Raw genomic sequence first — 26,628 nt, 5'->3', positions numbered from 1 at the left:
CAGTTCCATCGCGCAATGCTAGCATCGCGCCATGCCGCCGCCCGAGCACGCCGCGATCCGCGTCGACCATCTGCCGTATGTCGAGCGACTGGAATCGCGCGCGGTCGACGCGATCGACCTGGTGGTGATCCACTGCACCGAACTGCCCGATCTGGCCACCGCGCGCCGCTACGGCGAACGCATCCTGCACCCGGGCAGCGCCACCGGCAACAGCGGCCACTGGTACGTCGATCGCGACGCCAGCATCGTCGAGTACGTCCCCGCGGACCGCATCGCCCACCATGTCCGCGGTTGCAATGCGCGCTCGGTCGGCGTCGAGCTGGTGAACACCGGCCGCTATCCGCACTGGCTCGACACGCGCCACCAGGCGATGGACGAGCCCTACCCCGACGCGCAGGTCGAGTCCCTGCTGGCGCTGCTCGCGCGGTTGCGCGCGACGCTGCCGGCGCTGCGCTTCATCGCCGGCCACGAGGATCTCGACACCGACCGCGTGCCGGCCAGCGACGATCCGGCCGTGCGCGTGCCACGCAAGCGCGATCCAGGCCCGCTGTTTCCCTGGCCGCGGGTACTCGTCGCGTGCGGCCTGCGCCGCCTGCCGTAGGAACGCCTTCAGGCGCGATCCCTTCTTTGACAACTTCCTGCGCCGGAAACGAAGAGCATCGCGCCTGAAGGCGCTCCTACGTGATCCGTATGCGGTGGGCGATGTGCGGGATTCGCCGGCGGCGTCGCATGGCGGGCCCGTATAATCGCCGCATGCCCCACCGCGCCCGCCCATGACCTCGCCCGTTTCCGAACTGATCGAACTGCTGTCGCTGGAACGGCTGGAGCAGGACCTGTTCCGTGGCCAGAGCCGCGACATCGGCACCCGCTACGTGTTCGGCGGACAGGTGCTGGGCCAGGCGCTGTCCGCGGCGCAGGCGACGATGCCCGAACCGCGCGCGGCGCATTCGCTGCACGCCTACTTCCTGCGCGCCGGCGACATCGAGCATCCGATCGTCTACCACGTCGACCGCACCCGCGACGGCGGCAGCTTCTCGGTGCGCCGGGTGACCGCGATCCAGCACGGCAAGGTGATCTTCTTCTGCGCCGCCTCCTTCCAGGAAGCCGAGCGTGGCGTCGAGCACCAGCCGCCGATGCCGCAGGTGCCCGATCCGGACGACATCGCGCCGGCCGAACCGATCGCGCCCGACGTGCTGGCCACGCTGCCCGCCAAGGTGCAGCGCTGGCTCGCCCGCGGCGGCCCGTTCGAGTTCCGCCACGTGCATCCGCGCAACGACCTCAAGCCGGCCAAGCAGCCGCCGTTCAACCACGTCTGGTTCCGACTCGGCGAACGGGTCGGCGACGGGCCGGAGCTGCATCGCGCACTGCTCGCCTACGCCTCCGATTTCCACCTGCTCGGCACCACCACCTTCCCGCACGGCATCAGCTACCATCAGCCGGACGTGCAGATGGCCTCGCTCGACCACGCGCTGTGGTTCCACCGCCCGTTCCGGGCCGACGAGTGGCTGCTGTACGCGATCGACAGTCCCAGCGCGCAGGGCGCGCGCGGACTCGCGCGCGGCCAGATCTTCAGCCGCGACGGCCGGCTGGTGGCCAGCACCGCGCAGGAGGGCATGATCCGGGTGGTCGACGAGGCGCGCGCGGCCGGCCGGGTGCCGGCGAAGGACTGAGCATGCGCCAGGTCTTCAGCAGCGCGCGGATCGAGAACGCGGAAGCCGTCGCCCGGCTGCTGGCCGACCAGGGCATCGAGGTGCGCGTCGAGAACGGCCGCACCCTGCGCAGCTCGATCCGCGGCAACTTCAGCTATCGCGAGCAGGACCAGGCCGCGCCGCGCGCCGCGGTATGGGTGATCCGCTCCGACGACCAGCCGCGCGCACGCCAGCTGTTGCGCGAGGCCGGGCTGCTGGAGGCCACCACCGCCAATCCGGGCAACTTCCTGCCCGCGATCGGCCATGCCGCACGCCTGGACGCGGCCTCGCCCAAGAAGCGCGCACGGTACCGGTTCGGCCTGCTGATCGTGGCGGCGGTGGCGCTGGCGCTGTGGCTCAACCAGTTCCGCGACCCGGGCTGGGACCTGCCGGAACCGGCACGCGCGGCCGCCCCCGCGGCCCCTTCCCTCGATCCGTCGTTGCAACCGATCGCCACCAGCGCCGACGCCACCTACCGCATCCCGACCCCGCCCGCGCTGGCCGCCACCCTGGCCGCGCTGGAGCAGGCGCAGGCGCCGGCCGCCACCCTGTGCCTGTCCGTCGACGGCGAGGACGCCGGCGAAACCGCGCTGGCCGCCGCGCGTGCGGCCGGTCTCGATCCGCGGCCGGCATCGGCCTGCCCGGATGGAGACGACTCGCTGCGTGTCTCGATTTCGGACTACCTGACCGACGGCTCGGGATCGGGCACGGTCGAGGCCGCCGTGGCCCGCGGCGACGCCAGTCCGGCCATCCGGCGGGTCGAGGTCGAGCGCGCCGAGGACCAGTGGCGCATCCTGCGTACACTCTGAGCGGTCACATCCGGCCCGCCACGCCGGTCCCGTTCCGAAGCCCCTTCGTCCGGCACCCATGTCCAACGACGCGATCGACCTGCTGATCAAGCGCGAACTCCCTGCCGCCGTGCGCGGCGACCGCGACGCCTACGGCCGCATCGTGGTGGCCAGCCAGAACGTGGTGACCGCCGTGGCGCTGGCCATTACGCGCGACGTGCCCACCAGCGAGGACATCGCCCAGGAGGCCTTCCTGTCCGCCTGGCACCACCTGCCGCGGCTGAAGAACCCCTCGAGTTTCCTGCCGTGGCTGCGCCAGATCACCCGCAACCTGGCCCACGACCACCTGCGCGGCCGGCGCAACCGCATGCTCGACGGCGAGGTCGCGGAGCTGGCCATCCAGCACGCCGCCGACCCCGACGGTTGTCCGATGCAGCAAGCGCTCGACGCCGAGCGCGACGCGGTCGCCGCCGACCTGATCTCCGAACTGCCCGAGGACAGTCGCGAAGCCCTGTTGCTGTACTACCGCGAGGGCCAGAGTTCGAAGCAGGTGGCGATGCTGCTGGGCCTGTCGGACGCTGCGGTGCGCAAGCGCCTGTCGCGCGCGCGCCAGAGCGTGCGCGAGGACCTGCTGACGCGCTTCAGCGACTTCGCCCGCAGCAGCGCGCCATCCGCGGCGTTCGCCGTGGGCGTCACCGCGGCATTGGGCTTCAGCAAGCCGGCCGCGGCGGCCGGACTGGGCATCGCCACCAAGTCGATCGCCGGCGGCCTGTTCGCCCGCTTCGCCCTGGGCTTCGCCGGCGCGGCGTCCGGCGGACTGCTCGGCGGCCTGGTCGCGGCCTGGTTCGCGCGCGGGGTCATCCTCGACTACGCCGACACCGCCGCCGAGCGCGACATGCTGCTGCGCTTCTCGCGGCGCTACATCGTGCTGTCGCTGGCGATGATCGCGGCGATCATCGGCACCCATCTCGCGTTCGGCGACGAGCGCCACACCTTCGTCGCCATCGCCATCGCACTGCTGGCGATGAACTGGCAGTTGCTGGTGATGCTGCCGCGGCGGATGAATCCCCTGCTCGCGCGCGACGCGCGGCGCGATCCGGTGGGGGCGAGGCAGCGGCTGCTGGCCTATCGGCTGACCTGGGGCCGCGGCGGGGTGATGATCAGCAACGTGATCGTCATCGGTTCGCTGATCGTCGCCCACTTCCATTTCGGCGGCTGACGCGCAGGACGAAGAAGCCGGAGACGGACGCGCGCTCCGGGCCCGCCAGCGCGACGCGTCCCGCGTGCCAGGCGGGAGCGGCAAGACCAGGAACGGTTCTTCCCGGGTGAGTGAGGATGCGCGCGGCGAGCTCGAAGCGACGATCGTGGAGTGATCGCCTCATGTCGCCGTGACCCGAAGGTCCCAGTCCTGGCCGGCAGGCCTTCGCAGCGAACGTCCCCCGCCATCCACCTGCCGGCGGATGGCTCCTCCTTGATTTCGCCGCAGAGGCCTGCCGGCCAGGGCTGGGCTCGGCTTGCGGGCCGGGTGTCGGCCGCAAGGTCGCAGGTCGCTGTCCGTAACGCGGCAAGCATCCCCCCACGTCGGATGCGGATGCCCTTGGGTACGAAATCAAGGAGGAGGCGACGGGCGCAGCCCGTTGCCGGGGGACATTCGTACCCAAGGGCGTCCGTACCCGACGCCTCGATCAAAGGTCGGACGCAACGCGTTTCTCCCCGAGGCGAGATACCCCAAAGAAAGGCCCGCGTCCTGCGACGCGGGCCTGCGCTTTCCCGTTCCCGCGAAAACCGTCAGCGACGCTGCGGCGGCTGCAGTTCCGGGCGGCTCAGGAAGCCGTCGCGGTTCTCGTCCATCCAGGCGAAGCGCTCGGCCAGTCGCGGCATCTTCTCGTCGACCTCGATGCGGCTGAGCTTGCCGTCGCCGTTGAGGTCGGCCGCGGCGAAGCGTTCGTCGAAGCGCTTGCGCATCTCGGCCTGGCGCAGCGGGCGCTGCGTCTCGTGCCAGGCGCGCAGTTCGCTGCGGACGATGTAGCCGTCGCCGTTGGCGTCGATCGCGTCGAACTGCTCGACCATCGGATTCCGGCGTCCTTCGCGGCCACCCTTGGCGGCGGCCACCTCTTCGCGGCTGAGGCGTCCGTCGCCATCGGTGTCGAGGCGTTCGGCGCGGTCGTGGCCGCCGTGGCCACGCATGCCCTTGCCGTCGCGTCCGCGGTGCTTGCCCTGGGGACGCTCGCTGGCATCGAGCCGGCCATCGCCATTCGCGTCGAGCGTGTCGAACTTCGCCGCCAGGCGCGGGAACTTCGCTGCCTCGGCGCGATCGATCACGCCATCGCCATTGGCGTCGAGCACGGGTTTGCCCGTACGCTGCGGGGACGCGGCCGGTTCGGCGGCCATGGCGCCCGCGGACATGGCCAGGGCCAGCGCGAGCGCGGTGAACAGGGTCTTGTGCTTCATTTGCAGGTCCTCGCCATGCGGCTCCATTGCCGCCGTGACTGGGTCAACGCGCCGCCCGGCCCGGGCGTTGACGTGGCGCCCGCCGGGTTCAGCTCGCGGACACCTGCCGATCGCGCCGCCTGCGACCGACCGCAGTATGCTGGGGTCCACTGGAGCGTCGAGGCGGCATGGGCGAGAACGACAACCTGCGTCTGTTCCACACCGGCATGCACGCCTGCGGCTACTGGCCCGAGCGTACGGCCCGCGATCTCGTGTTCGATCCGCACGACGCACGCCTGCCCGCGTTCTATCCGCAGGCGTTGCAGTGGGGTTTCCGCCGCTCCGGCGACATCGTCTACCGCCCGCATTGCCCGCACTGCCGCGCCTGTGTCGCGGTGCGCATCCCGGTGGACGGGTTCGTGCCCAACCGCAGCCAGCGCCGCTGCCTGGCACGCAACGCCGCGATCGAGGTGCGCGTCCTGCCCGCGGGACGCGACGAGGAACGCCTGGCGCTGTATCGCCGCTACCTCGGATCGCGGCATCCCGGTGGCGGCATGGACACCCACGGCGCGCATGAGTTCGACCAGTTCCTCGTCGGCAGCTGGGCGAACACCCGGTTCTTGGAACTGCGTGAGGCCGGCCGCCTGCTCGCGGTCGCGGTGACCGATATCGACGCGCTCTCGATGTCGGCCGTCTACAGCTTCTACGATCCCGACGAGGTGTCACGCGGACTCGGTACCCTGGCCATCCTCAAGCAGCTCGAGTGGGCCGCGCGCGAACGCCGCCGCCATCTCTACCTGGGCTACTGGATCCGCGGACACGACAAGATGGACTACAAGCGCAACTTCCGCCCGCTGGAAGGTTTCGACGGCCGCCGCTGGCGTCCGTTCGACGCGATCGACGGCGCATGAGCCCCCGCTCGCAGCTCGCCGTGCTTCTCGCCGTGCTCGCACTGTCCCTGGCCGGATGCGTGCGTGTGCATGTCCACGGCGACCCGCCAACTTCCGAGCCACCGATGTCCGACACCGCCCCGCTCCGCGTCGCCACCTACAACGTGTCGCTGTACGACGAGGATGCAGGCGGACTGATCCGGCGGCTGGAACTGGGCAACGCGCAGGCGCGCAGGATCGCCGCGGTGCTGCAGAAGCTGCGGCCCGACATCGTGCTGCTCAACGAGTTCGACCACGACGAAGCCGGCCGCGCCGCCGACCTGTTCCAGCAGCGTTACCTCGAACAGCCGCAGCCCGGCGGCGGCCAACCGCTGCGCTATCCCTACCGCTACCTCGCGCCGGTCAACACCGGGGTGCCCAGCGGGCTGGACCTCGACGGCAGCGGCAGCGTCGGCGGCAACGGCCGCGAACGCGGCAACGATGCCTGGGGCTACGGCCTGCATCCGGGCCAGTACGGCATGCTGCTGCTGTCGAAATACCCGATCGATGCGGCGCGCGCGCGCACGTTCCAGTTGCTGAAATGGAGCGCGATGCCGGACGCGCGTCGTCCGGTCGACCCGGCGACCGGCGCGCCGTTCCATCGCGACGAGGTCTGGCGGCAGCTGCGGCTGTCGTCGAAGTCGCACTGGGACGTGCCGGTCGACACGCCGCTGGGGGTATTGCACGTGCTGGCCTCGCATCCCACCCCGCCGACCTTCGACGGGCCGGAGAACCGCAACGGCCTGCGCAACCACGACGAGATCCGGCTGTGGCGCGAATACATCTCTCCCGGTGCGAAGCCCTGGCTGTGCGACGACGCCGGCACCTGCGGCGGCCTGGCCGAAGACGCGCGTTTTGTGATCCTGGGCGACCTCAACAACGACCCCACCGACGGCGCCGGCGAGCACCAGGCCATCGTCGAACTGCTCGAACACCCGCGCGTGCTGCGCCACGCCACGCCACGCAGCGAAGGGGCCGTGCTCGCGGCGGCCGCGGATGGTGGCGAGAACGGCGGGCATCGTGGCGCGCACGCGCACGACACCGGCCGGTTCGGTCCGAAGGTGGGCAACCTGCGGCTGGACTACGTGCTGCCTTCGGTCGGATTCGGCGTCGCGGGCTCGGGAGTGTTCTGGCCGATGCCGGACGATCCCGCCGCCGAACTCGCGGCGGCAAGCGACCACCACCTGGTGTGGATCGACCTGGCGCGCTGAGCATCACTCCGCGCGCGACGGCGCCTGCGGCGCCGCGATCGACTCCCCGGACAGTTCCTCGGCAGGCGCAGCAGGCGGCGCGACCGTCCCTGCAAGGGTGGCCGCCGGCTGCCGCCGGAAACCGAAGCTGCCGTCCTGCTGGCTCGACACGATCATCCGCACCATGCTCGACGGCACCATCAGTTCGAGGGTCACGTCCTGGCCGGCGGACGTCTTCCCGAACATGGTCATCTCGGTGAACCCGCCCGCGGTGTCGATCTCGCTGCAGGCCAGGTGCGGTCCGGCCTGCCCGTCCTGCAGGTAGGGCTTGATGGCGTCGCCCAGCACCTCGAGCGCCTGCGGGTAGAAGAACACGATGTAGCCGCCGCTTCCTTTCATACACTTCTCCGGTTTTAGCGGCGACCGCACAGCGGCTGCCGATGACGTACGCGCATCCACGCTTCCGAGCGACGCTGCGGATCGGGCTGGGGCGCGGGTGGCCTGCCGCGGTGCGGCGGCGGGCGCAAGGCTATTGCAGTTCGATGGTAATGGCCGCCGTCGCATCGCGCGCGACGGCGCGCGCGGCTTCGAGCGAGTCGGCCCGGGCCAGTGTCACGCCGACGCGGCGCTGGCCCTCGACCCGCGGCTTGCCGAACAGGCGCAGCGCGGTATCGGGCGCCTGCAGCGCGGCCTCCAGGTTACCGAATACCGGCACGCCACTACCGTGCGCGAGCATCGCGCTGGAGGCCGACGGGCCGCGCTGCGCGATCCAGCCGTCGGCCTCGGCACCGACCGGCAGGCCGAGGATGGCGCGCGCATGCAGCGCGAATTCGCTCAGGTCCTGCGACACCAGGGTCACCAGGCCGGTATCGTGCGGCCGCGGCGAGACCTCGCTGAACCAGACTTCGTCGCCCTTCACGAACAGTTCGACGCCGAACACCCCCCAGCCGCCGAGGTCGTCGGTGATGGCCTTCGCGATCCGCTTCGAACGCTCCAGCGCGCGCGGCGACATCGGCTGCGGCTGCCAGCTCTCGCGATAGTCGCCATCGCGCTGCAGGTGCCCGATCGGTGCGCAGAACGCGGTTCCGCCGGCGTGGCGCACGGTGAGCAGGGTGATCTCGTAGTCGAAGTCGACGAAACCCTCGACGATGCAGCGCCCCGCCCCGGCGCGCCCACCGGTCTGCGCGTACTCCCAGGCCCGGGCGACGTCGGCTTCGCTGCGCACGGTGCTCTGGCCCTTGCCTGAGGACGACATCACCGGCTTGACCACGCACGGCAGGCCGACCGCCGCGATGGCGTCGCGGTATTCGGCCTCGGTCTCGACGAAGCGGTAGGGCGAAGTCGGCAGGCCGAGCGTTTCCGCGGCGAGCCGGCGGATGCCTTCGCGGTCCATCGTCAGCCGTGCCGCTCGCGCAGTCGGCACCACGCGCTGGCCGTGGTCGCGTTCCAGCGCCACCAGGGTGTCGGTGTGGATGGCCTCGATCTCAGGCACCACCAAGTGCGGCCGTTCCTGCCGGATCAAGGCCCCCAGTGCGGCCGGGTCGAGCATGTCCAAGACATGGCGGCGGTGCGCCACCTGCATCGCCGGGGCGTCGGCGTAGCGGTCGGCGGCGATCACCTCGACCCCCAGCCGCTGCAGCTCGATCGCCACTTCCTTGCCCAGCTCGCCGGATCCCAGCAGCAGCACGCGCGTGGCCGAGGGGGACAGGGGGGTGCCGAGCGTGGTCATGGGCGGGTCCGGGCGATGGGGGCGCCCATTCTATCGGCGGGACAGCGACGAACGGTCTTGCAATTTGATATCAAATTGATATCTTTACTCTCGTCCGATGGGGGACGAGGAGACAGGCGATGAAAGAAAACCCGATCCGTTCGCTGCCCGGCATTCCGATGCTGCTGGCCCTGCTGGCGATCATGCTGGCGGCCGGCTGGTTCTTCCTCGCGGCGCTCGAACCCAGGGCGGGGGGACAGATGGCGCTGTCGGTGCTGGTGGCGCTGCTGGCGCTGTTCTGCCTGTTCGGCCTGTACATGGTCGAACCCAACCAGGCCGCGGTGCTGAGCCTGTTCGGCAAGTACGTCGGCACGGCGAAGGAGAACGGCCTGCGCTGGAACAACCCCTTCTACAGCAAGAAGAAGGTCTCGCTGCGGGTGCGCAACTTCGAGAGCGGCAAGCTCAAGGTCAACGAACTCGACGGCAGCCCGATCGAGATCGCATCGGTGATCGTGTGGCGCGTGGTCGATTCGGCCGAGGCGGTGTTCAACGTCGACGACTACGAGAGCTTCGTGCACATCCAGTCCGAGGCGGCGTTGCGGGCGATGGCCACCAGCTATCCCTACGACCAGCACGAGGATGGCCAAATCTCGCTGCGCAGCCATCCGGTGGAGATCTCCGACCGGTTGAAGGAGCAACTGGACGAGCGCCTGACCGCCGCCGGCGTCGACGTGGTCGATGCCCGCATCAGCCACCTCGCCTATGCGCCCGAGATCGCCCACGCCATGCTGCAACGACAGCAGGCCAATGCGGTGATCGCGGCACGCACGCGGATCGTCGCCGGTGCGGTGGGCATGGTGGAGATGGCACTGGCCGAACTGCAGAAGAACGGCGTGGTGAAGCTCGACGAGGAGCGCAAGGCGGCGATGGTCAGCAATCTGCTGGTGGTGCTGTGCGGCGACCGCAGCACGCAGCCGATCGTCAACGCCGGCACGCTGTACTGACGGGAAGCGGCCGGCCATGCAACCGCACCATCTCGCCGCACTGGTGTTCGCGCTGATGGCGATCCCGGCCTTCGTCGCCGCCGGCTGGCCGCGCGACGGCCGCCTGCCGGTCGCCGGCGGCGCGCGCGGCATGACCGAGGGCCGCCGCCGCGCACTCGACGACCGCCTGTCGAGGCTGATGCGGATGCTCGCCCTGGCGATGCTGGCGATGGCCGGCGGCATGGCGCTGTGGGGCATGGACCAGCGCCGCATCCTCGTGCTCGCGGTGGTGCTGGTGCTCGTGGTCAACGGGCTCGCGCTGGCGATGCTGCTCGCAGTGGTCCGCGCACGCCGCGGCACAGGGCCGGGGATGGACCGCTGATGGCGGAGAAGAAGGCCTATCCGCTGCGCATCGGCGCCGACGTGCTGGCGGCGGCGCAGAAGTGGGCGGACGACGATCTTCGCAGCCTCAACGCGCAGATCGAATACGTGCTGCGCGATGCGCTGCGCAAGGCGGGCCGGCTGCCGAAAGGCGAGCCGCTGCCGGCGCCGGATGACGACGCCCCATGACCCTGTCCTGGGCGAAGATCAGGAAAGCATGGGCCATTGCCGGATCGACGGCCCTGGTGATCTTCGTTGGCTGGTCGTTGCTTGCCTTCCGTGCGAATGCCACGGCACGCGAGGCCCTCCGCAGCGACGACGAAGTCTCCGTCCACATCGCCGCCGAAGCGTGGACGTTCGAGCCGGCGAATCCGACGGCAGGCACGGCTTCGCTGCTGTTCTTCCCCGGCGGGCTGGTCGATCCCGCCGCCTACGCCCCACTGATGCGGACAGTCGCGGAGAACGGCCACCGGGCGCTGATCGTTCCGCTCCCCCGGCGAGGCGCGTTCGGCGGCGCCGAGGATCCGGCGGTGCTTCGCAGCGCACGCGCATTGATCGATGGCCACGACACCCGCTGGATCGTGGCGGGGCATTCGAAGGGCGGCAAGGTCGCGGCGATGTTCGCGCATGCCCATCCGGGCGAGGTCGACGGCCTGGTGCTGCTGGGAACCTCGCACCCCCGCGACGTGGACCTGGCCGATGCCCCCTTCCCGGTCCTGCAGGTGCTGGGCGACCGCGATCCCATCGCCAGCCTCGCGCGCGCCGATCGCAATCGTCACAAGCTTCCTGCCACGACGTCCAGGGTCGTGATCGCGGGCGGCAACCATTCGCAGTTCGGCGATTACGGGTTCCAGCCCGGGGACCGATTCGCCACGATGCCGCGGCAGGAGCAGCGCCGGCGCGCCGCCCGCGTCCTGCTCGATGCGCTCGAGGGCGCGGACCGGCCCCGCGCCCCTTCCACGAACGTCACGGAGCACACGCGATGAGCAGGCGATGGCAGCACAAGGTGATCGAAGTCAAGGGACAGTTCCTCAGCCTCAAGCCGCAGCATGTCGAAGAGAAACTCGTCCAGCTCGGCCTGCAGGGCTGGGAACTCGTCTCGGTGGTCAGTCACGGACTGGCCGTGTGGCTCTACCTCAAGAAGGAGCAGTGACATGCGCCACCTCCAACGCATCGGGCTCGTCCTGTGCCTGGCCCTCGCCAGCGCGACACCGGCCCTCGCAAAACAGGACGACGCCGCCATCGCCACCGCCATCGCCATGCTGGACCAGTTGGAGGCCGGCGACTTCGAGAGCGCGACGACGGCGTTCGACGCGCGGATGAAGGCCGCGCTCGGTCCCGACAAGCTCGCAGGCGTGCAGCAGCAGATCGAGGCCGCGGGGCCGTTGGTGTCGCGAGACGCGCCGCGGGTGTCGCAACGCGACGGCTACACCGTGCTTGTGTTCCGGATCCAGCGTCAGCACGCCGCGCTCGAAGCCACGGTGGCGATCGACGGCGACGGCAAGGTCGCCGGCCTGCACTTCCTGCCCGCCTCGGGCGGGCCGCAGTGACCGCAGGCCCATCGTCATGACGACCTCGATCCGCGGAATCGTGGCCGGCCGCGCACCTGCCACACGCGACGGCGCGGCGCGGCGCGGGGCCGCCGCGTGAACGCGCCGGCCCGGCAGTTCCCCCCTGCCCCGCTGCCGCGATCGGTCTGGCTGTTCCTGTTCGCGATCGCCGCCCTGGCGCTGGTCGGCGGGCTGCTGCTCCCGCGCGACGAATCACTGCCGGCACCGGCGTGGCTGCTCACGCCGTTCCTGGTCGCTCTGCTGCTGGTCGCGCCGCTGCTGGCGCTGCGGCGCCGGCGCATCGCGGTCGAGGGCGACGAACTGGTGGTGGCGGCCGCGATCTACACCCGCCGCGTGCGCGTCGAGGCGCTCGATCTCGAACACGCCCGCATCGTCGATCTCGGCGAGCACACCGCGCTGAAGCCGGTCCTGGGCCTCAACCGGTTTGGCCTCCCCGGCTTCCATGCCGGCCACTACCTGCTGCGCAACCGCCAGCGCGCCTTCTGCCTGCTGACCGCGCGCGACCGGGTGCTGGTGATCCCGCAGCGCGACGGCAAGTTGCTGTTGCTCAGCCCGGACAGGCCGCACGACCTGCTCGCGCTCCTGCGCGAACTGGCCGGGACGCAGCCACGCCGATAAGCTGCGCGGATGCGTCCCCTCGCCCGCACCCTGCTCAACACGCCGGACGTCGAACTGTGGCCGGCCTGGCTGCTGCGCGCGCACGGCAACGCCGACGCGCGGATCCTGTCGCGCGCGACGCGCGTGCTGCGGCGCAAGCGCGACGGACGGTACATGGCCGCGGTGCTCGACGAGGGACTGATGCCGCTGGTCCCACGCTTGCGGCGCGAGCCGGGCGTGGAGGACGCGCTCGATCTTCTCGACGCGGCCGCGGGCGACGACATCGCGGCCGGCGCGGCACAGTTGCCTCCGGATCGCGTCGGGCACCGACTGGAGGCGCTCGGCATCGAGGCCGCGGCCTACGCCGGCCGCACCGGACTGGCGCTCGTGGCCGAGCCCGTGGTCCTCGCGCTGGCCGGCTTCGACCGCTACCGCCGGCCGCTTTGGCTGCTGGCCGATGCCGCGCGCGCGTGGCGACGCATGCATGCGTCCGCGGCGCAGGACGGTGTCGCGCTCGACGCGATCTCCGGTTACCGCAGCCACGACTACCAGCTCGGCATCTTCGAGCGCAAGCGCGCGCGCGGGCTGGAGATCGACGCGATCCTCGCCGTCAACGCCGCGCCCGGCTTCAGCGAGCACCACTCCGGGCAGGCGCTCGACATCGGCACCCCGGGCGAGCCGCCGGCGGAGGAATCGTTCGAGGGCACGGACGCGTTCGCGTGGCTGTCGCGACACGCCCGCGAGCACGGTTTCGCGATGAGCTACCCGCGCGGCAATCCGCACGGCATCGTCCACGAGCCGTGGCACTGGCGTTACCGGCCGGCGGGACCGGGCGAAGCATGAAAAGCGGGGAAGGACCGTCCGGCTAATCCTGCGATCGGTTGGTCGCTGTCTTCTGCGCAGCGCTGAAATCGGCGATGCGCCACAGGTAGAGGCCGGCGTAGGTGCGATACGGAGCCCATTTCTCGCCGCGCACGGCCAGTTCCTTCGGGGTGGGCATCTGCGGCCGCCGGTCGACGCGTTGCGCACCCTTGCGGATACCGAGGTCGTCGGCCGGCAGCACGTCGGGACGGCCGAGCCGGAACATCAGCATCATCTCCACCGTCCAGCGGCCGATGCCGCGGATCGGCACCAGCGCCGCGACGATCTCGTCGTGGTGCATGCCCGCCATCTGCCGCAGCGTCGGGATCTCGCCGCACGCCTCGCGCGCCGCCAGGTCGCGCAGCGCCAGGGTCTTGTTGCCCGATACCCCGCAGGCGCGCAGCGCCGCATCGTCGATCCGTCCCAGCGTGTCGAAGTGCAGCCGGGTGCTGTCGATCGCCGCCTCGACGCGGCCGACGATGGTCGACGCCGCCTTGCCGCTGAGTTGCTGGAACACGATCGCGCGCGCCAGCGCGTCCACCGGATCGAACGGCTTGCGCCAGCGCGGCTCCGGCGCGATCGGGCCGATGCGCTCCATCCACGCGCCGAGCCTGCGGTCGCGGCGCCGCAGGTGGTCCCATGCGGCCGCCGTGTCGAAACCCCGCGCATGTCGCGGCATGCGCTCAGTCCCTGAAGGCGCGGGCCGCGAGCAGCAGCCAACCCAGCACCAGCAGACCGCCGCCGAACGGCGCGGTGGCGGTCGATCCGGCGAACAGTCCTTTCGACACCAGCGCCCCGGCGAACAGCAGCGTACCGGCCAGCAGCAGCGACAGCGCGGCCAGCGCCAGGCGCGATGGAGCGCCGCGCGCCAGCGCCGCCAGCGCGATGCCATGCCCGAAGGCGTAAAGCGCGGCCAGCTGCAGGTTCGCGCGCGCCGCGTCTTCGGCGCCGTGGGCGGCATAGGCGGACAGTGCCACGGCCGCGGCGGCCAGCAGCGCGCCGGCGGCACGCAGCCAGTTCGCGGCGGACGGGTGGGAGACGGGCCGGCTCACGATTCCGGACCCCCGAACGCGACGCGCCGCATCCCGGGGATGCGGCGCGCGGCGAACAGCGGCATCGGTGTGGCGGGCGTTACTGCTTGAGCGTCCAGAACACCTCGAACTCACCGTTCTCGGTGAACGCCTCGTCGATCCCGTTCTTGTAGTACTCGTACGGGCGGTCGGTGACCTCGTAGCCATGCGTCATCGCCCAGGCGCGCACGGCATTGCGCACGTTCTCGAGCTCGGCCATGTAGCCCACGTACTCGCCGCGGGCGGCCCTGCCGGCCTCGACGCGGATGTACTCGACCGGCGCGCCGTCCGGGATCTTGACCTGCAGCTCGCCCTCGTCCACCGCCGGCGCCTGGGCAACGACCGGCGTCGCGGTCTCTTCGCCCTCGTCGCCCGCTTCTTCGGCGGCGGCTTCGCCGGCGGAGGCGCCCGCATTCTTCCTGCGGACCGGCTGGACCACGTCGAAGGTGTAGTTCTCGCGCCCGAGCTCGGTCGACACGATGCGCAGCGGGCCGGCGGGCTCGAGGTCGTTGGCGTCCATCGTGCGCTTGATCCACTCGCTGTTGGACTTCATCGACTGCTTGATGATCTCGTTGTTGCGCTCGATCGCGCCGGCCGACACCGACAGCAGGTTCTCGGCAGGACGGTCGACCACGCCGAGGTTGGTCAGGCGCACGCCGTCGGCGCGGTAGTCGACGTTGGGCACCGTGGCCAGCACGCTGGCCAGCTTGTTCAACCCGAGCTTCATGTCCTCGCCGACATGGCCGCGCACGTACATGCCGGCATAGCGGCCCAGCAGGTTCCAGCCGTATTCGACGCTGTACTTCTGGGTGATCTCGATGTTGCGCCCGCCACGGCCGGTCGGCCGGAGCGTGAATTCCATGCGCTTGTTGTCGCCGCGATCGGGATTCTCGAGGCTGTAGAGCACGCGGTCGTCCGGATCGCTCTCGACGATCTCCCAGCTGCCCTGGCCGAGCGAGCGCTCGTCCGAGTCGTAGTCCAGGCGGGCGCCGACGCCCGCCTCGGGGCCGGAAAGCTTGAGTTGCACCGCTGGATCGCGCATGGGCAGCGCGTTCCAGTCCTTGAAGCGGCGCAGGCTGTTGAGGGTGTCGAAGACGATGGCCTGCCGCCGGTTGGTCTCGATCTGTTCGGTGATCGTGCGGCTCGACGGCAGGAACACAGCGACGAGCACGAACAGCACGGCGACGATCGCCATTGAAATCAGGATCTCGAGCAAACGGGTCATTCAGGGTTCTCCGGGACCAATTCCTGCCATCGCAGGCGCAAGTGGCCAATCGTAGCAAGATTGACCGGCGCGGGGCGAGCCGCCCCAGCCGGACCCCGGGGATCGGGGTCATGCGCGATCTCCGGGCCGCGGCCGCGTGCGCGAGCCCGAGTGCCGCGATCGTCCTGGTGGCCGCAGGGGCCAAGGCATCCGTCATGCCCGCTGCCATCGAGAGGACCCACGGGCGGCTATCGGCGCCTGCGAGACGCCGCCTCGCGTCGCCCGCGAACGCCCGCCGCGCTGCGGCGGGCAGGCCATCGTGTCCCGCTCAGACCAACTGCAGCTCGAAAGCCTTGAGTACCGCCCGGGTGCGATCTCTCACCCCGAGCTTGGACAGGGTGAGCGGGCGACGCCTGCGAGGCACTGCCTCGCATCGCCCGCGAACGGCCGGTGCGCTGCACCGGCCCGGCCATCCTGTCGCTCAGACCAGCTGCAACTCGAAGGCCTTGAGCACCGCCCGGGTGCGATCTCTCACCCCGAGCTTGGACAGGGTGAGCGGGCGACGCCTGCGAGGCACTGCCTCGCGTCGCCCGCGAACGCCCGCCGCGCTGCGGCGGGCAGGCCATCGTGTCCCGCTCAGACCAACTGCAGCTCGAAAGCCTTGAGTACCGCCCGGGTGCGATCTCTCACCCCGAGCTTGGACAGGATGTTCGACACATGGTTCTTGATCGTCCCCTCGGCCACGCCCAGCGAATTGGCGATCTCCTTGTTGGAGAAGCCGCCGGCCATCAGCCGCAGGATCTCGGTTTCCCGGTCGGTCAGCGGGTCCGGCCGGTCGAGGCTGACGAACTCGTTGCGCATGTGCTCCAGGCCCGAGAGCAGGCGCTGGGTCACCGCCGGCTGCACCAGGGAGCCGCCGCCGGCCACCGCGCGGATCGCGCCCACCAGTTGTTCCAGCGACACGTCCTTGAGCAGGTAGCCCTTGGCGCCGGCCTTCATCCCGGCCAGCACCAGCTGGTCGTCGTCGAAGGTGGTCAGGATGATGGTCGGGGGCAGTTGGCCGCTGGCCGACAGGGCCTGCAAGGCCTCCAGCCCCGACATCGCCGGCATGCGCATGTCCATGAGCACGACGTCGGGCTTCACCTGCGGGATCAGCTCCACCGCCTGCTTGCCGTCGCCGGCCTCGGCGATCACCTCGATGCCGCCGTCCAGCGCAAGCAGCGAACGGATGCCCTGCCTTACCAGGGTCTGGTCGTCGACCAGGCAGACACGGATCATGGAACCTCCAGTGGGTGACGCCGGGGCGCGACGGCGGACACCGCTGCCGCTGCCGCCTGCGGGGAAACCGGGGACGCGACCACGGGTGCGGCCTCCTGCACCACCACGCCTTCGCCGAGCGGCAGGCGCAGGCGGACGGTGAAGCCGTTGCCCGGGGAAGTCTCGACCTGCAGCGCGCCGCCGTGGGCCGCGAGGCGCTCGCGCATGCCGAGCAGGCCGTTGCCGGCGGTCGCGCCGTCCGCACCGCGGCCGTCGTCGCGCGCCTCGAGCACGACCGCATCGCCGTCGTAGCAGTAACGCAGTCGCAGCAGGCTGGCCTCGGCGTGGCGCACGGCGTTGGTGATGATCTCCTGGGTGCAGCGCAGCAGGACGTGGGCGCGCTCCGGATCGTCGAGCAGGAACGCCTGCGGCATGTCCATGTCGATGCGCAGGCCGGGCACGTTGTCGGCCAGCGGCAGCAGGGTGGCGCGCATGTCGATGGCGTCGTCGTCGCGCAGCCGGCTGACCGCTTCGCGCACGTCGCTGAGCAGCAGCTTGGCCAGGGTATGCGCCTGGGTCACGTGCTCCTGCGCCTGACCGCTGACGAGATGGTTGGCGACCTCGAGGTTGAGGCTCAGCGCGGTCAGGTGGTGGCCGAGCAGGTCGTGCAGCTCGCGCGAGATCCGGGTGCGCTCGTTGACCCGGACGCTCTCGGCCAGGAGTGCGCGGGTCGCCCGCAGCTCCGCGTTCAGCCGCCGTTGCTCATCGCGGGCCAGCACCTGCTGGCGCGCGACGTAGCCGGTCGCGAACACGAAACAGTTGAAGCCGGCGTACAGCAGCGACTGCATCACCGCCTCGAGCAGCGAAAAGCCGATCGCGCGCATGTAGACGGGCACCACCAGCAGCACGCTCACCACCAGGGCGGCGATGCTCGCCGGCAGCGGCAGCAGCCAGGGCAGCACGCAGGCCGCGACCATGAGCAGCAGCACGCCCAGGCCCGTGTTGCTGTAGTAGCTCAACGCCACCGCGCTGCCGATCATCAGCGCCAGCAGCACGTAGTCGGGCAGGCTGACGCGGCGCGCATCCAGCGCCCGGGTGAGCCAGGCGAAACTGAACCCGAACATCGCCCAGGCGATCCATGCGTGCCAGCCGGCACCGACGCTGGAGATCGGGTCGCCGTCGTCCGCCGGCCCGGAGATCACCCACAGCGGCAACACCATCACCACCCACGTGAACAGGCCGGCGTAGCGCAGCAGGCGGGCATGGTCGAGGCGCGACAGCATGGCGCCATGTTAGGCGCTTTCGGGGGCGTCGCGAGCCCCTCGGAAGTCATGCGCGCGTCCATATCCCGCGGTCGCCCGCCGGCGGCGGCCGTGCGATAATCCGCGCCGGCGCCGCAGCGGCCGTTGCGCGGCGTTTCCGCCGTTTGCCGCTGCGGTACCGGTAGAGCGCGTGATGCCCCCCGGGCGCACGGCACGCCGTAGCGTCCGCAGTCCTCTGGAGTCAGGAATGTCGATCCTCATCCGCGACGTGCGCGAGCACGAGCTGGATTCCATCCTCGCCCTCAACAATGCCGCTGGCCCGACGATCCTGCCGCTGGACGCCGCCCGCTTCCGCAAGTTCTTCGATACCGCCGAGTACTTCCGCATCGCCGAGCGCGACGGCACCCTGGCGGGCTTCCTGGTCGGGTTCGGCTCCGATGCCGACCACGACAGCAGCAACTTCCACTGGTTCCGCACCCACTGCGACCGGTTCTTCTACATCGACCGCATCGTCGTCGCCAGCCGCCGCCGCGGTGGCGGCGTGGGTCGGGCCTTCTACGCCGATGCCCAGAGCTACGCCGAACTGCGCTATCCGCTACTGACGTGCGAGGTGTTCCTCGAGCACGACGCGGACCCGGTTCGGTTGTTCCACGGCAGTTTCGGCTTCCACGAGATCGGCCAGCACGTCATGCCCGAAAGCGGCATCCGCGCCTCGATGATGGCCAAGGACATGTGCAGCTACGAGTGGGTGCGCGACACCTACGGCACCGCCCTGCCGGACCAGCCGTGGCTGCCACGCCCGCGCACCGTCGCCACGGAACCGGCCGACGCATGAGCGCCGCGATGGATTTCGAACAGGCCGGCGAGCTGAAGATCGGCCAGGTCGGCATCGCCAACCTGCGCGTGCGCACGCTCGACGTGGCCCGGCTGGCCGCCGAGATGCGAGACCGGGTCGCGCGTGCGCCGAAGCTGTTCGCCCGCGCCGCGGTGATCCTGGACTTCGGCGGCCTGGCCGCCACGCCGGACCCCGCCACCGCCCGCGCGCTGGTCGAGAGCCTGCGCGAGGCCGGCGTACTGCCGGTGGCGCTGGCCTACGGCAGCAGCGACAACGAGGCGCTCGCGATCGAGCTCGGCCTGCCGCTGCTGGCCAAGTTCCGGGCCCAGTACGAACCGGTCTCAGGATCGGGCGAGACACCCGTTCCCGTCGCGCGTGCCGCGGATCCCGCGCCGGTACCGGCCGCGAAGGCATCGCCCCCCAGGGGCGACGCCGCCCCCGGCATGATCCAGACCGCCCCGGTGCGGTCGGGCCAGCAGGTGTACGCCGAGAACCGCGACCTGACCGTGCTGTCCCAGGTGGGCGCCGGGTCGGAAGTCATCGCCGACGGCTCGATCCACATCTACGGTCCGCTGCGTGGACGCGCGCTGGCCGGCGCGCAGGGCAACGAGAAGGCGCGCATCTTCTGCCGCGCCTTCCACGCCGAGCTGGTCGCCGTGGCCGGCCACTACAAAGTACTGGAAGATATCCCGAAGGAACTGCACGGCAAGCCGGTGCAGGTCTGGCTCGACAACGAAGAACTCAAGATCGCCGCACTCGATTGACGGCGACGCACCCAGGAGACGTGTTTTGGCAGAAATCATCGTAGTCACTTCCGGCAAGGGCGGCGTCGGCAAGACGACCAGCAGCGCCAGCCTCGCCAACGGCCTCGCCCGCCGCGGCAAGAAGGTCGCCGTGATCGACTTCGACGTCGGCCTGCGCAACCTCGACCTGATCATGGGCTGCGAGCGCCGGGTGGTCTACGACTTCGTCAACGTCGTCCAGGGCGAGGCCTCGCTGCGCCAGGCGCTGATCAAGGACAAGCGCTTCGACAGCCTGTACGTGCTCGCCGCCTCGCAGACCCGCGACAAGGACGCGCTGACCAAGGAAGGCGTGGAGAAGGTGCTCAAGGACCTGGCCGACGATGGCTTCGAGTACATCGTGTGCGATTCCCCCGCGGGCATCGAGAAGGGCGCGTTCCTGGCGATGTACTTCGCCGACCGCGCGGTCGTGGTGGTGAACCCGGAAGTCTCCTCGGTGCGCGACTCCGACCGCATCCTCGGGCTGCTCTCGTCCAAGACGCGCAAGGCCGAGGCCGGCGAACGCGTGCAGGAGCACCTGCTGCTGACCCGCTACAACCCGGCGCGCGTGGAGAAGGGCGAGATGCTGTCGATCGGCGACGTCGAGGAGGTGCTGGGCATCCGCACGCTCGGCGTGATCCCCGAATCCAACGACGTGCTCGACGCGTCGAACAAGGGCGAGCCGGTGATCCTCGATGCCGAGTCGCTGGCGGGACAGGCCTACGACGACGCCGTCGCCCGCCTGCTCGGCGAGGAGCGGCCGATGCGCTTCACCCAGGCCGAGAAGAAGGGCTTCTTCAGCAAGCTCTTCGGGAGCTGAGGCATGGGACTGTTCGATTTCCTGACCGCCAAGAAGAACACCGCCTCGATCGCCAAGGAACGCCTGCGCATCATCGTCGCGCAGGAACGCACCAGCCGCGGCGCCCCCGACTACCTGCCGCTGCTGCAGCGCGAGCTGCTGGAAGTGATCCGCAAGTACGTCAGCGTCGACGTCGATGCGGTCAAGGTCGACCTGGTCAAGGATGGCGACCACGACGTGCTCGACATCTCGGTGTCCCTGCCGGACGGCCGCACAGCGACCGCTTGAGCCTGCCCTTCCCCCTTCTCCGCGGAAGCGTGGGAGGGCCGGGGGGGCGACCGATGCGGCAGCGCAGGCCAGCCCGTCGGCGCGGCCAGGTCGCACCCTGGAAGACCGTCCTGTCCAGCGAGGTCGCGCCTGAAGGCGCTCCTGCAATCGGATTCGCTCCCCCATCATTGCGGCATGATTCGGCAAGACACGCAGCCCCCGGCCGTCCTGCGCCTGCGCGACATCGCCTTCGGCGATGCCGTGGCGCTGCTGGCCGCGTACGGCCTGCGGCTGTTGCGCGTCGACGACGGCGCGCCGATCCCTGGCAGCTACTGGGGCGAGCCGGAAGCGGGCATCGTCGGCTGCGACGTGCACGCCCGGGGCGACACGCCCGTGCACTCGATACTGCACGAGGCCTGCCACTTGATCGTTCTGCCGGTGGAGCAACGCCGGGCCGTGCACACCGACGCCACCGATTCGGTCGAGGAAGAGGACGCGGTCTGCCTGCTGCAGGCGTTGCTGGGCGATGCCCTGCCCGGCGTCGGCCGCGATCGCGTGCTCGCCGACATGGACGCCTGGGGCTATACCTTCCGCCTCGGCAGCGCCCGCGCCTATTTCGAACGCGACGCCGACGCCGCATGGGCGTGGCTGCACGCCCGCGGCCTCACCGACGCGCATCGGCGCCTCCAGGCCCCGGATGGCGGGATCGCACTTGCGGAGCCCCCGCACGCGATCTAGCCTGCGCGCACCACAACGCGCACCGTCAGGAACCGCCCGTGATCCGTCGCCACGCCCTGCTCGTCCTCGCCATCGGCGCAAGCCTCGTCCTGTCCGCCTGCCAGCGCGAGCCCTCGCCCGCGCCGGACGCCGCCGCGCCCGCAGGCGGCCAGGCGGGCGTGGCGCCGCAGGACGAGACCGCCGACGCCTTCGTCGCCCGGATCAATGCCGAGATGAAGGCGATGTACCCGGAGCTGACCGCGGCGCAGTGGCTCTCGAGCACCTACATCATTCCCGACAGCCAATTGCTGGCCGCCAAGGCCAACGAGAAGTTCCTGACCTCGCTCAACGGCTGGATCGAGCAATCCAAGCGGTTCGAGGGCCAGCAGATGTCGCCCGAGACCGCGCGCGCGATCACCCTGCTCAAGCTCGGCACCGCGATGCCGGCGCCGAAGGACCCTGTCAAGCTTGCCGAACTGACCCGCATCGCCACGCGCATGGAGGGCATGTACGGCTCGGGCGCCTACTGCAAGACCGCCGGCGACGCCAAGAGCTGCCGCCAGCTCGGCGAACTGGAGGAGGTGCTGCGCGACGACCGCGACTACAACGCGCAGCTCGATGCCTGGCAGGGTTGGCACACGATCGCCCAGCCGATGCGCGAGGACTATCAGCGCTTCGTGTCGCTGGTGAACGAGGGCGCGAAGGAACTCGGTTACGCCGACGCGGGCGAGATGTGGCGTTCGGGCTACGACATGTCGCCGGTCGAGCTGGCCGCCGAGACCGACCGCCTGTGGGGCCAGGTCAAGCCGCTGTACGAACAGCTGCACTGCTATGCGCGCACCCGGCTGGAGGCGCAGTACCCGGGCCGCGGCTCGGTCGACGGCCTGTTGCCTGCGCACCTGATGGGCAACATGTGGCAGCAGGACTGGGGCAACCTGTGGGACATCCTCGCGCCGTACAGCGAAGCCCAGGCGGGCAATCTGGATGTGACGGGCGCGCTCGAGCGCCGCTACCAGGCCGACCTCAACGCGCGCATGGCGCGCGAGAACGCGCTGATCGACACCGATCGCCGGGTGGAGGTGGCGCGCACCGCGCAGCTCGAGGACGCCAAGCGGATGACGCGACAGGCGGAGGAGTTCTACACCTCGCTGGGCATGCCCAAGCTGCCGGACAGCTACTGGGAAAAGACCCAGTTCATCAAGCCGCGCGACCGCGACGTGGTCTGCCACGCCAGCGCCTGGGACATGGACATGGATGGCGACGTGCGCACCAAGATGTGCATCAAGCCCAACGAGGAAGACTTCACCACCATCTACCACGAGCTCGGCCACGTCTACTACTACCTCGCCTACAACAAGCTGCCGCCGATGTTCCAGGGCGGCGCGCACGACGGCTTCCACGAGGCGATCGGCGACACCATCGTGCTGTCGATGACCCCGGCGTACCTGCAGTCGATCGGCCTGGTCGGCGAGCAGCAGCGCAGCAACGAGGCGCTGATCAACTCGCAGATGCGTATGGCGCTGGCCAAGGTGTCGTTCCTGCCGTTCGGACTGATGATCGACCGCTGGCGCTGGGGCGTGTTCGACGGCTCGATCGCCCCGGCCGACTACAACAAGGCATGGTGGGAGCTGAAGGCGAAGTACCAGGGTGTGGCGCCGGTCACGCCGCGCGGCGAGGAGTTCTTCGATCCGGGCGCGAAATACCACGTGCCGGGCAACACCCCGTACACCCGCTACTTCCTCTCGCACGTACTGCAGTTCCAGTTCTACAAGGCGCTGTGCGACGCCGCCGGCTACCAGGGGCCGCTGTACCAATGCAGCTTCGCCGGCAACAAGGTGGCCGGCGAGAAGTTCTGGGCGATGCTGTCCAAGGGCAACAGCCAGCCGTGGCAGCGGACGATGGCCGAACTCACCGGCGGCGAGCAGATGGACGCCTCGGCGGTGCTGGAGTACTTCGCGCCGCTGCAGGACTGGCTGAAGACGCAGAACGAGGGCAAGACCTGCGGCTGGCAGGCGCCTGCGGCCTCGCCCGCGCCGGCACCACCCGCGGCCGATACCGACGCGCCCGCCAGCGACACCTGAGCCAACCGGGCCACACGTGCGGGGCCGCATACCGGCCCCGCCAACGCCTACCTGCGTCCCACCTGCTGGCCTATGATGGGCCCGGATGAGAAGGGGGATCCTGATGCAGTCAGTCCGTTTGACCACGCTGTCGTGCATGGCCGCGTTGCTTGCCGTCGCGAGCGCGAGCGCAGCCGCCGACGCGCCGCGCGTGCGTGGCGAAATGAGCCGCACGCCGGCCACGAAAGCCGTCGAGACCTGGCGTGCCGCCGATATGCGGACGTTCGTGGTCGCGCGCCTCGGCTACGGCGAGATGTCCGCGGAACGGATCCTCAGACTGCGCGAGGACAATGCCCGCCGCATCGGCAAACCGCTCCAGATCGGCATCGCGCGCCAGGCGTCCGGCGAGGCCTCCGCGCCCGACCTGCCCCCGCTGGAATGGGGCCGGCTTTCCGACGGCAGTTCCGTCGCCCGCCTTGAGTTCACCTCGCCGCTCGCCTACGCCATCCGCGTTGGCCTGGACGTGGGCACCCTCGACCCCCGCGCCGAACTGCGCTTCGCCGGCTCCACCAGGCCGGACGCGATCGTGGCTGCGCTTTCCGGGGCGCACGCGCTCGCGTCGATCGATGCGCAGGGTCTGTTCTGGACGCCGATGACCGACGGCGAAAGGCAGCATGTCGAACTGTGGCTGCCTGCCGGCGTCGATCCCCGGCGGGTCCGCCTGCGGGCGCCAGCGCTGAGCCACCTCATGGCCGGTCCCTTGGATGACTTCAAGATCCTGAAGGACATCGGCGACTCGGGCAGTTGCAACATCGATACCGTTTGCCGGGTGGCGGATCTCGGCCAGCGCTTCGTCAGCGCCAAGGCTGCGGTGGCGCGCATAGTATTCGTGAAGAACGGCGGCAGTTACCTGTGCACGGGCACGCTGCTCAACGATACGGACACGGCCACGCAGACGCCCTACTTCCACACCGCGCACCACTGCATCAGTACGCAGGCCGTCGCCTCGACCCTGAATACCTACTGGAACTTCGAGTCGACCGGCTGTGGCGCCGGTACCGTGGGCGAGTACACCCTGCTCAGCGGTGGCGCCGACTACCTGTATTCGAGCGGAACCACCGACGGCGCGCTGCTGCGCCTTCGCGACGCGGCGCCCGCAAACGCCATGTTCGCCGGCTGGGACGCCGGGGCATTGCCGGCGTCGGCCCCGGTGACCGCGATCCACCACCCCGCCGGCGACCTCAAGAAGGTGTCGCTCGGCCAGCACATCCCGGCAGACAGCGACGCCAGCAGCCACGCTGCCGGTTGGCTGGAGGGCACCACCGAAGGCGGCAGCAGCGGATCGGGCCTGTTTACCTCCGATACGACCGGCTATTACCTGCGTGGCGGCCTGCATGGCGGCGATGCCAGTTGCGCGAACAGCGGCTCGCTGTCCAATACCGGCAACCGCGACTGGTATTCGCGCTTCGACGTCGACTTCCCGAACATCCGCCAGTACCTCGCGCCGGAAGTCACGACGCCGCGGCGCAGGAACGGCTCGCACCCCTTGGCACCGCCGTGACGTGGGGCCCGGCCGCGAACCGCTGACAACGAATCAACACTGATGCGCCGGTGTGCGCCTGCACCGGCGGCACGGAGGCGCCATGGCAGGAATGTCGCAGGTCTTCAACCTCCTTCTGGCGGGCGCATGCGCCTTGTGCGCCACCGCTGCGACCGCGGGCGCTCCCGCGCCCGGCGATGTCGCGGAAACCCTCCGCGTCGCCGCGCCGGCGCTTCGGCCCGTCCGTACGCCCTCCGCCCCCGCCGCGCCTTCCACGCCTGCGCAGGAGGATCCCTTCGCAAGGGTTTATCTCGTCACCTCGCGCGCGTTGTTCGAAGGCGGCATCGCCACCCACGCGCGCAAGACCGCGGCGCGGCGCGACAGCCTCGGCAACGAGCTGGTGCTCGCGGAGGCGCAGGCCTGGCAGTTGCCCGAGATCAGCCACGGCATCCACGAACGCGAGCGCCACTGCGGCGGGTATTTCGCGTTCGCCACGCGCGCAGAAGCCGAGTCGTTCCTCCGCAGCGAACAGTCGTCCAGGGCCCTGCAACCCAAGGCGCTGGCCGACTACGCCATCGACAATGCCGCCACGGTGGCATCGTGGCTGCCGCAGGTGCAGGAAGCCAACATCCTCGGCCACATCCACCATCTGTCGACGGCCTGGCCGAATCGCTATTACGCCAGCACGCACGGCCATAGCGCTGCGCTGTGGATCCGCGACACCTGGCTGGCGCTGGCGAACGGCCGCAGCGACGTCACCGCCGAACTGTTCACCGCCTGCGGGAGTTGCGGCGGGCAACCCTCGGTGATCCTGACCGTGCGCGGCAGCGAACTGCCGGACGAGGTGGTCGTGGTCGGCGGGCATCTCGACTCCATTTCCAACAGCGGCAGCGGCAACGCGATGAACGCGCCGGGCGCCGACGACGACGCCTCCGGCATCGCCACCATCACCGAGATCATCCGCATCGCGCTGGCCGACGGCTGGCGGCCGAAACGCACCCTCAAGTTCATGGGCTATGCGGCCGAGGAAGTGGGGCTGCGCGGTTCCAACGCGATCGCGCAGTCGTTCCGCAGCCAGGGCGTCCAGGTGGTCGGCGTGCTGCAGCTGGACATGACCAACTACGCCGCCGGCAGCCAGTACGCGATGCGTCTGATGACCGACAACTCCAATCCGACCCTGCAGGATTTCGTCACCCGCCTGTTCGACAGCTACCTCGCCCCGCTCGGGCTGACCCGCGGCTTCGACACCTGCGGCTACGCCTGCTCCGACCATGCCTCGTGGACCGCCGCCGGCTATCCGGCGGCGATGATGGCCGAACCGACCTTCTTCACCCGCCTGCACACCACCACCGACACCCTGGCCTACATGGGCGAACGCGCTGCGGTGAGCGTGCACTTCGCGAAACTGGGGCTGGCCTTCGTCGGCGAGCTCGGCAAGACGCATGTGCCGTCGCCAAGGCGGCGCAATGGCGCGCAGCCGCTGGCACCGGCCACCGCGATGGGCGTGGACGCGCCCCCGCCCTCCGATGCCGCCGTCCGCCCTGGGCCACCGGCACCGCGCACCAACCCACCGATGCCCCGGGCGAAGCTCGCGCCGCTGCTGCGCCTGCATCCGCGCGAGGGAACACCGGAAGAACGCTAGCCGCTTCTAACCGGATGTCTTCCCTGGCGCGGCGGGGGATCCGCGCATGGCCGAGCCATGGCACGCAAGC

General features: G+C 70.2%; 28 protein-coding genes and 4 pseudogenes. 22 read left to right on the top strand and 10 right to left on the bottom strand.

The window, feature by feature from the left end; all coding sequences use genetic code 11:
* Positions 1–31: 31 nt before the first annotated feature.
* From JMO03_RS20420 to JMO03_RS20405, 4 genes are all read left to right on the top strand, one after another.
* Positions 32–601, top strand: a complete 570-nt coding sequence (locus JMO03_RS20420) for an N-acetylmuramoyl-L-alanine amidase (protein ID WP_202845609.1) — start codon at positions 32–34, stop codon at positions 599–601.
* A 172-nt stretch (positions 602–773) separates the two neighbouring features.
* Positions 774–1,670 carry an acyl-CoA thioesterase II gene (gene tesB, locus JMO03_RS20415; protein WP_202845608.1) on the top strand — a complete coding sequence of 299 codons (897 nt, stop codon included), beginning with the start codon at positions 774–776 and terminating at the stop codon, positions 1,668–1,670.
* Positions 1,671–1,672: 2 nt separating this feature from the next.
* On the top strand, positions 1,673–2,497 hold the full coding sequence (locus JMO03_RS20410; protein ID WP_202845607.1) for a DUF2007 domain-containing protein: 825 nt from the start codon (positions 1,673–1,675) through the stop codon (positions 2,495–2,497).
* 58 nt (positions 2,498–2,555) lie between these two features.
* A complete protein-coding gene (locus JMO03_RS20405) occupies positions 2,556–3,695 on the top strand; it encodes an RNA polymerase sigma factor (RefSeq protein ID WP_202845606.1) in 1,140 nt (379 codons plus the stop codon).
* A gap of 569 nt (positions 3,696–4,264) precedes the next feature.
* Here JMO03_RS20405 and JMO03_RS20400 read toward each other — a convergent pair.
* Positions 4,265–4,927, bottom strand: a complete 663-nt coding sequence (locus JMO03_RS20400; RefSeq protein WP_202845605.1) for an EF-hand domain-containing protein — start codon at positions 4,925–4,927, stop codon at positions 4,265–4,267.
* A gap of 167 nt (positions 4,928–5,094) precedes the next feature.
* On the opposite strand from JMO03_RS20400, the gene JMO03_RS20395 reads away from it, so the two are divergent.
* Both JMO03_RS20395 and JMO03_RS20390 read left to right on the top strand, forming a co-directional pair.
* Positions 5,095–5,817: an arginyltransferase gene (locus JMO03_RS20395; protein ID WP_202845604.1), complete on the top strand. Its 723-nt coding sequence runs from the start codon at positions 5,095–5,097 to the stop codon at positions 5,815–5,817.
* Complete coding sequence (locus tag JMO03_RS20390) at positions 5,814–7,046, top strand: endonuclease/exonuclease/phosphatase family protein (RefSeq protein WP_202845603.1); 1,233 nt, start codon at positions 5,814–5,816, stop codon at positions 7,044–7,046. Before JMO03_RS20395 ends, JMO03_RS20390 begins: the two co-directional genes overlap by 4 nt.
* Positions 7,047–7,049: 3 nt before the next feature.
* On the opposite strand, the gene JMO03_RS20385 is transcribed toward JMO03_RS20390, so the two are convergent.
* The gene (locus JMO03_RS20385; protein WP_202845602.1) at positions 7,050–7,424 is read right to left on the bottom strand and encodes a hypothetical protein; all 375 of its coding nucleotides are present in this window, start codon (positions 7,422–7,424) and stop codon (positions 7,050–7,052) included.
* A gap of 130 nt (positions 7,425–7,554) precedes the next feature.
* Positions 7,555–8,754: a formate-dependent phosphoribosylglycinamide formyltransferase gene (purT, locus tag JMO03_RS20380; RefSeq protein ID WP_202845601.1), complete on the bottom strand. Its 1,200-nt coding sequence runs from the start codon at positions 8,752–8,754 to the stop codon at positions 7,555–7,557.
* Between the two features lie 182 nt (positions 8,755–8,936).
* On the opposite strand from purT, the gene JMO03_RS20375 reads away from it, so the two are divergent.
* From JMO03_RS20375 to JMO03_RS20340, 8 genes are all read left to right on the top strand, one after another.
* Positions 8,937–9,737 carry an SPFH domain-containing protein gene (locus JMO03_RS20375; RefSeq protein WP_425491875.1) on the top strand — a complete coding sequence of 267 codons (801 nt, stop codon included), beginning with the start codon at positions 8,937–8,939 and terminating at the stop codon, positions 9,735–9,737.
* Positions 9,738–9,753: 16 nt separating this feature from the next.
* The gene (locus JMO03_RS20370) at positions 9,754–10,098 is read left to right on the top strand and encodes a hypothetical protein (RefSeq protein WP_202845599.1); all 345 of its coding nucleotides are present in this window, start codon (positions 9,754–9,756) and stop codon (positions 10,096–10,098) included.
* Positions 10,098–10,286 carry a type II toxin-antitoxin system antitoxin gene (locus tag JMO03_RS20365; protein WP_202845598.1) on the top strand — a complete coding sequence of 63 codons (189 nt, stop codon included), beginning with the start codon at positions 10,098–10,100 and terminating at the stop codon, positions 10,284–10,286. The genes JMO03_RS20370 and JMO03_RS20365 overlap by 1 nt, the downstream gene beginning before the upstream one ends.
* Positions 10,283–11,083, top strand: a complete 801-nt coding sequence (locus JMO03_RS20360) for an alpha/beta family hydrolase (RefSeq protein ID WP_202845597.1) — start codon at positions 10,283–10,285, stop codon at positions 11,081–11,083. Before JMO03_RS20365 ends, JMO03_RS20360 begins: the two co-directional genes overlap by 4 nt.
* Complete coding sequence (locus tag JMO03_RS20355; RefSeq protein WP_202845596.1) at positions 11,080–11,250, top strand: DUF4177 domain-containing protein; 171 nt, start codon at positions 11,080–11,082, stop codon at positions 11,248–11,250. Before JMO03_RS20360 ends, JMO03_RS20355 begins: the two co-directional genes overlap by 4 nt.
* Position 11,251: 1 nt before the next feature.
* A complete protein-coding gene (locus JMO03_RS20350; protein WP_202845595.1) occupies positions 11,252–11,647 on the top strand; it encodes a DUF3887 domain-containing protein in 396 nt (131 codons plus the stop codon).
* A gap of 96 nt (positions 11,648–11,743) precedes the next feature.
* Positions 11,744–12,286, top strand: coding sequence for a hypothetical protein (locus tag JMO03_RS20345; protein ID WP_202845594.1), 543 nt, complete (start codon positions 11,744–11,746; stop codon positions 12,284–12,286).
* Between the two features lie 9 nt (positions 12,287–12,295).
* Positions 12,296–13,108, top strand: a complete 813-nt coding sequence (locus JMO03_RS20340; RefSeq protein ID WP_202845593.1) for a M15 family metallopeptidase — start codon at positions 12,296–12,298, stop codon at positions 13,106–13,108.
* Between the two features lie 22 nt (positions 13,109–13,130).
* Here JMO03_RS20340 and JMO03_RS20335 read toward each other — a convergent pair whose 3' ends face one another.
* The 7 genes and pseudogenes from JMO03_RS20335 to JMO03_RS20310 all read right to left on the bottom strand — a co-directional run.
* Positions 13,131–13,805, bottom strand: coding sequence for a DNA-3-methyladenine glycosylase family protein (locus tag JMO03_RS20335; RefSeq protein ID WP_202845592.1), 675 nt, complete (start codon positions 13,803–13,805; stop codon positions 13,131–13,133).
* Positions 13,806–13,809: 4 nt separating this feature from the next.
* Positions 13,810–14,178, bottom strand: a complete 369-nt coding sequence (locus tag JMO03_RS21305) for a DUF423 domain-containing protein (protein ID WP_337926459.1) — start codon at positions 14,176–14,178, stop codon at positions 13,810–13,812.
* 79 nt (positions 14,179–14,257) lie between these two features.
* Positions 14,258–15,421: a polyketide cyclase gene (locus JMO03_RS20325; protein ID WP_202845590.1), complete on the bottom strand. Its 1,164-nt coding sequence runs from the start codon at positions 15,419–15,421 to the stop codon at positions 14,258–14,260.
* A gap of 307 nt (positions 15,422–15,728) precedes the next feature.
* Positions 15,729–15,797, bottom strand: a pseudogene (locus JMO03_RS21300) (DNA-binding response regulator); the annotation flags it as partial.
* Between the two features lie 84 nt (positions 15,798–15,881).
* Positions 15,882–15,950: pseudogene (locus tag JMO03_RS21295) on the bottom strand (DNA-binding response regulator); the annotation flags it as partial.
* Between the two features lie 86 nt (positions 15,951–16,036).
* Entirely contained in the window at positions 16,037–16,678 is a 642-nt protein-coding gene (locus JMO03_RS20315) for a response regulator (RefSeq protein ID WP_202845589.1), read from the bottom strand.
* 119 nt (positions 16,679–16,797) lie between these two features.
* A pseudogene (locus tag JMO03_RS20310) lies at positions 16,798–17,940 on the bottom strand (sensor histidine kinase); the annotation flags it as partial.
* 226 nt (positions 17,941–18,166) lie between these two features.
* Here JMO03_RS20310 and JMO03_RS20305 point away from each other — a divergent pair.
* The 8 genes and pseudogenes from JMO03_RS20305 (at position 18,167) to JMO03_RS20270 (ending at position 26,558) form a co-directional block, all read left to right on the top strand.
* Entirely contained in the window at positions 18,167–18,754 is a 588-nt protein-coding gene (locus tag JMO03_RS20305; protein ID WP_202845587.1) for a GNAT family N-acetyltransferase, read from the top strand.
* The gene (gene minC, locus JMO03_RS20300) at positions 18,751–19,518 is read left to right on the top strand and encodes a septum site-determining protein MinC (protein WP_202845586.1); all 768 of its coding nucleotides are present in this window, start codon (positions 18,751–18,753) and stop codon (positions 19,516–19,518) included. The genes JMO03_RS20305 and minC overlap by 4 nt, the downstream gene beginning before the upstream one ends.
* A gap of 25 nt (positions 19,519–19,543) precedes the next feature.
* Positions 19,544–20,353 (top strand): septum site-determining protein MinD, encoded by an 810-nt coding sequence (gene minD, locus JMO03_RS20295; protein WP_149102035.1) that lies wholly within the window; start codon positions 19,544–19,546, stop codon positions 20,351–20,353.
* 3 nt (positions 20,354–20,356) lie between these two features.
* The gene (gene minE / locus JMO03_RS20290) at positions 20,357–20,620 is read left to right on the top strand and encodes a cell division topological specificity factor MinE (protein WP_202845585.1); all 264 of its coding nucleotides are present in this window, start codon (positions 20,357–20,359) and stop codon (positions 20,618–20,620) included.
* 174 nt (positions 20,621–20,794) lie between these two features.
* Positions 20,795–21,274, top strand: a pseudogene (locus JMO03_RS20285) (hypothetical protein); the annotation flags it as partial.
* Positions 21,275–21,375: 101 nt separating this feature from the next.
* Positions 21,376–23,397, top strand: a complete 2,022-nt coding sequence (locus tag JMO03_RS20280) for a M2 family metallopeptidase (RefSeq protein ID WP_337926458.1) — start codon at positions 21,376–21,378, stop codon at positions 23,395–23,397.
* 103 nt (positions 23,398–23,500) lie between these two features.
* Positions 23,501–24,937, top strand: coding sequence for a trypsin-like serine peptidase (locus JMO03_RS20275; protein ID WP_202845583.1), 1,437 nt, complete (start codon positions 23,501–23,503; stop codon positions 24,935–24,937).
* Between the two features lie 82 nt (positions 24,938–25,019).
* The gene (locus JMO03_RS20270; protein ID WP_202845582.1) at positions 25,020–26,558 is read left to right on the top strand and encodes a M20/M25/M40 family metallo-hydrolase; all 1,539 of its coding nucleotides are present in this window, start codon (positions 25,020–25,022) and stop codon (positions 26,556–26,558) included.
* Positions 26,559–26,628: the final 70 nt, after the last annotated feature.

It is taken from the genome of Luteimonas saliphila (assembly GCF_016774335.1).
GTDB lineage: Bacteria > Pseudomonadota > Gammaproteobacteria > Xanthomonadales > Xanthomonadaceae > Luteimonas > Luteimonas saliphila.
Note: the sequence above shows the minus strand (reverse complement) of the source record. Positions and strands in the feature narration are given on the sequence as shown.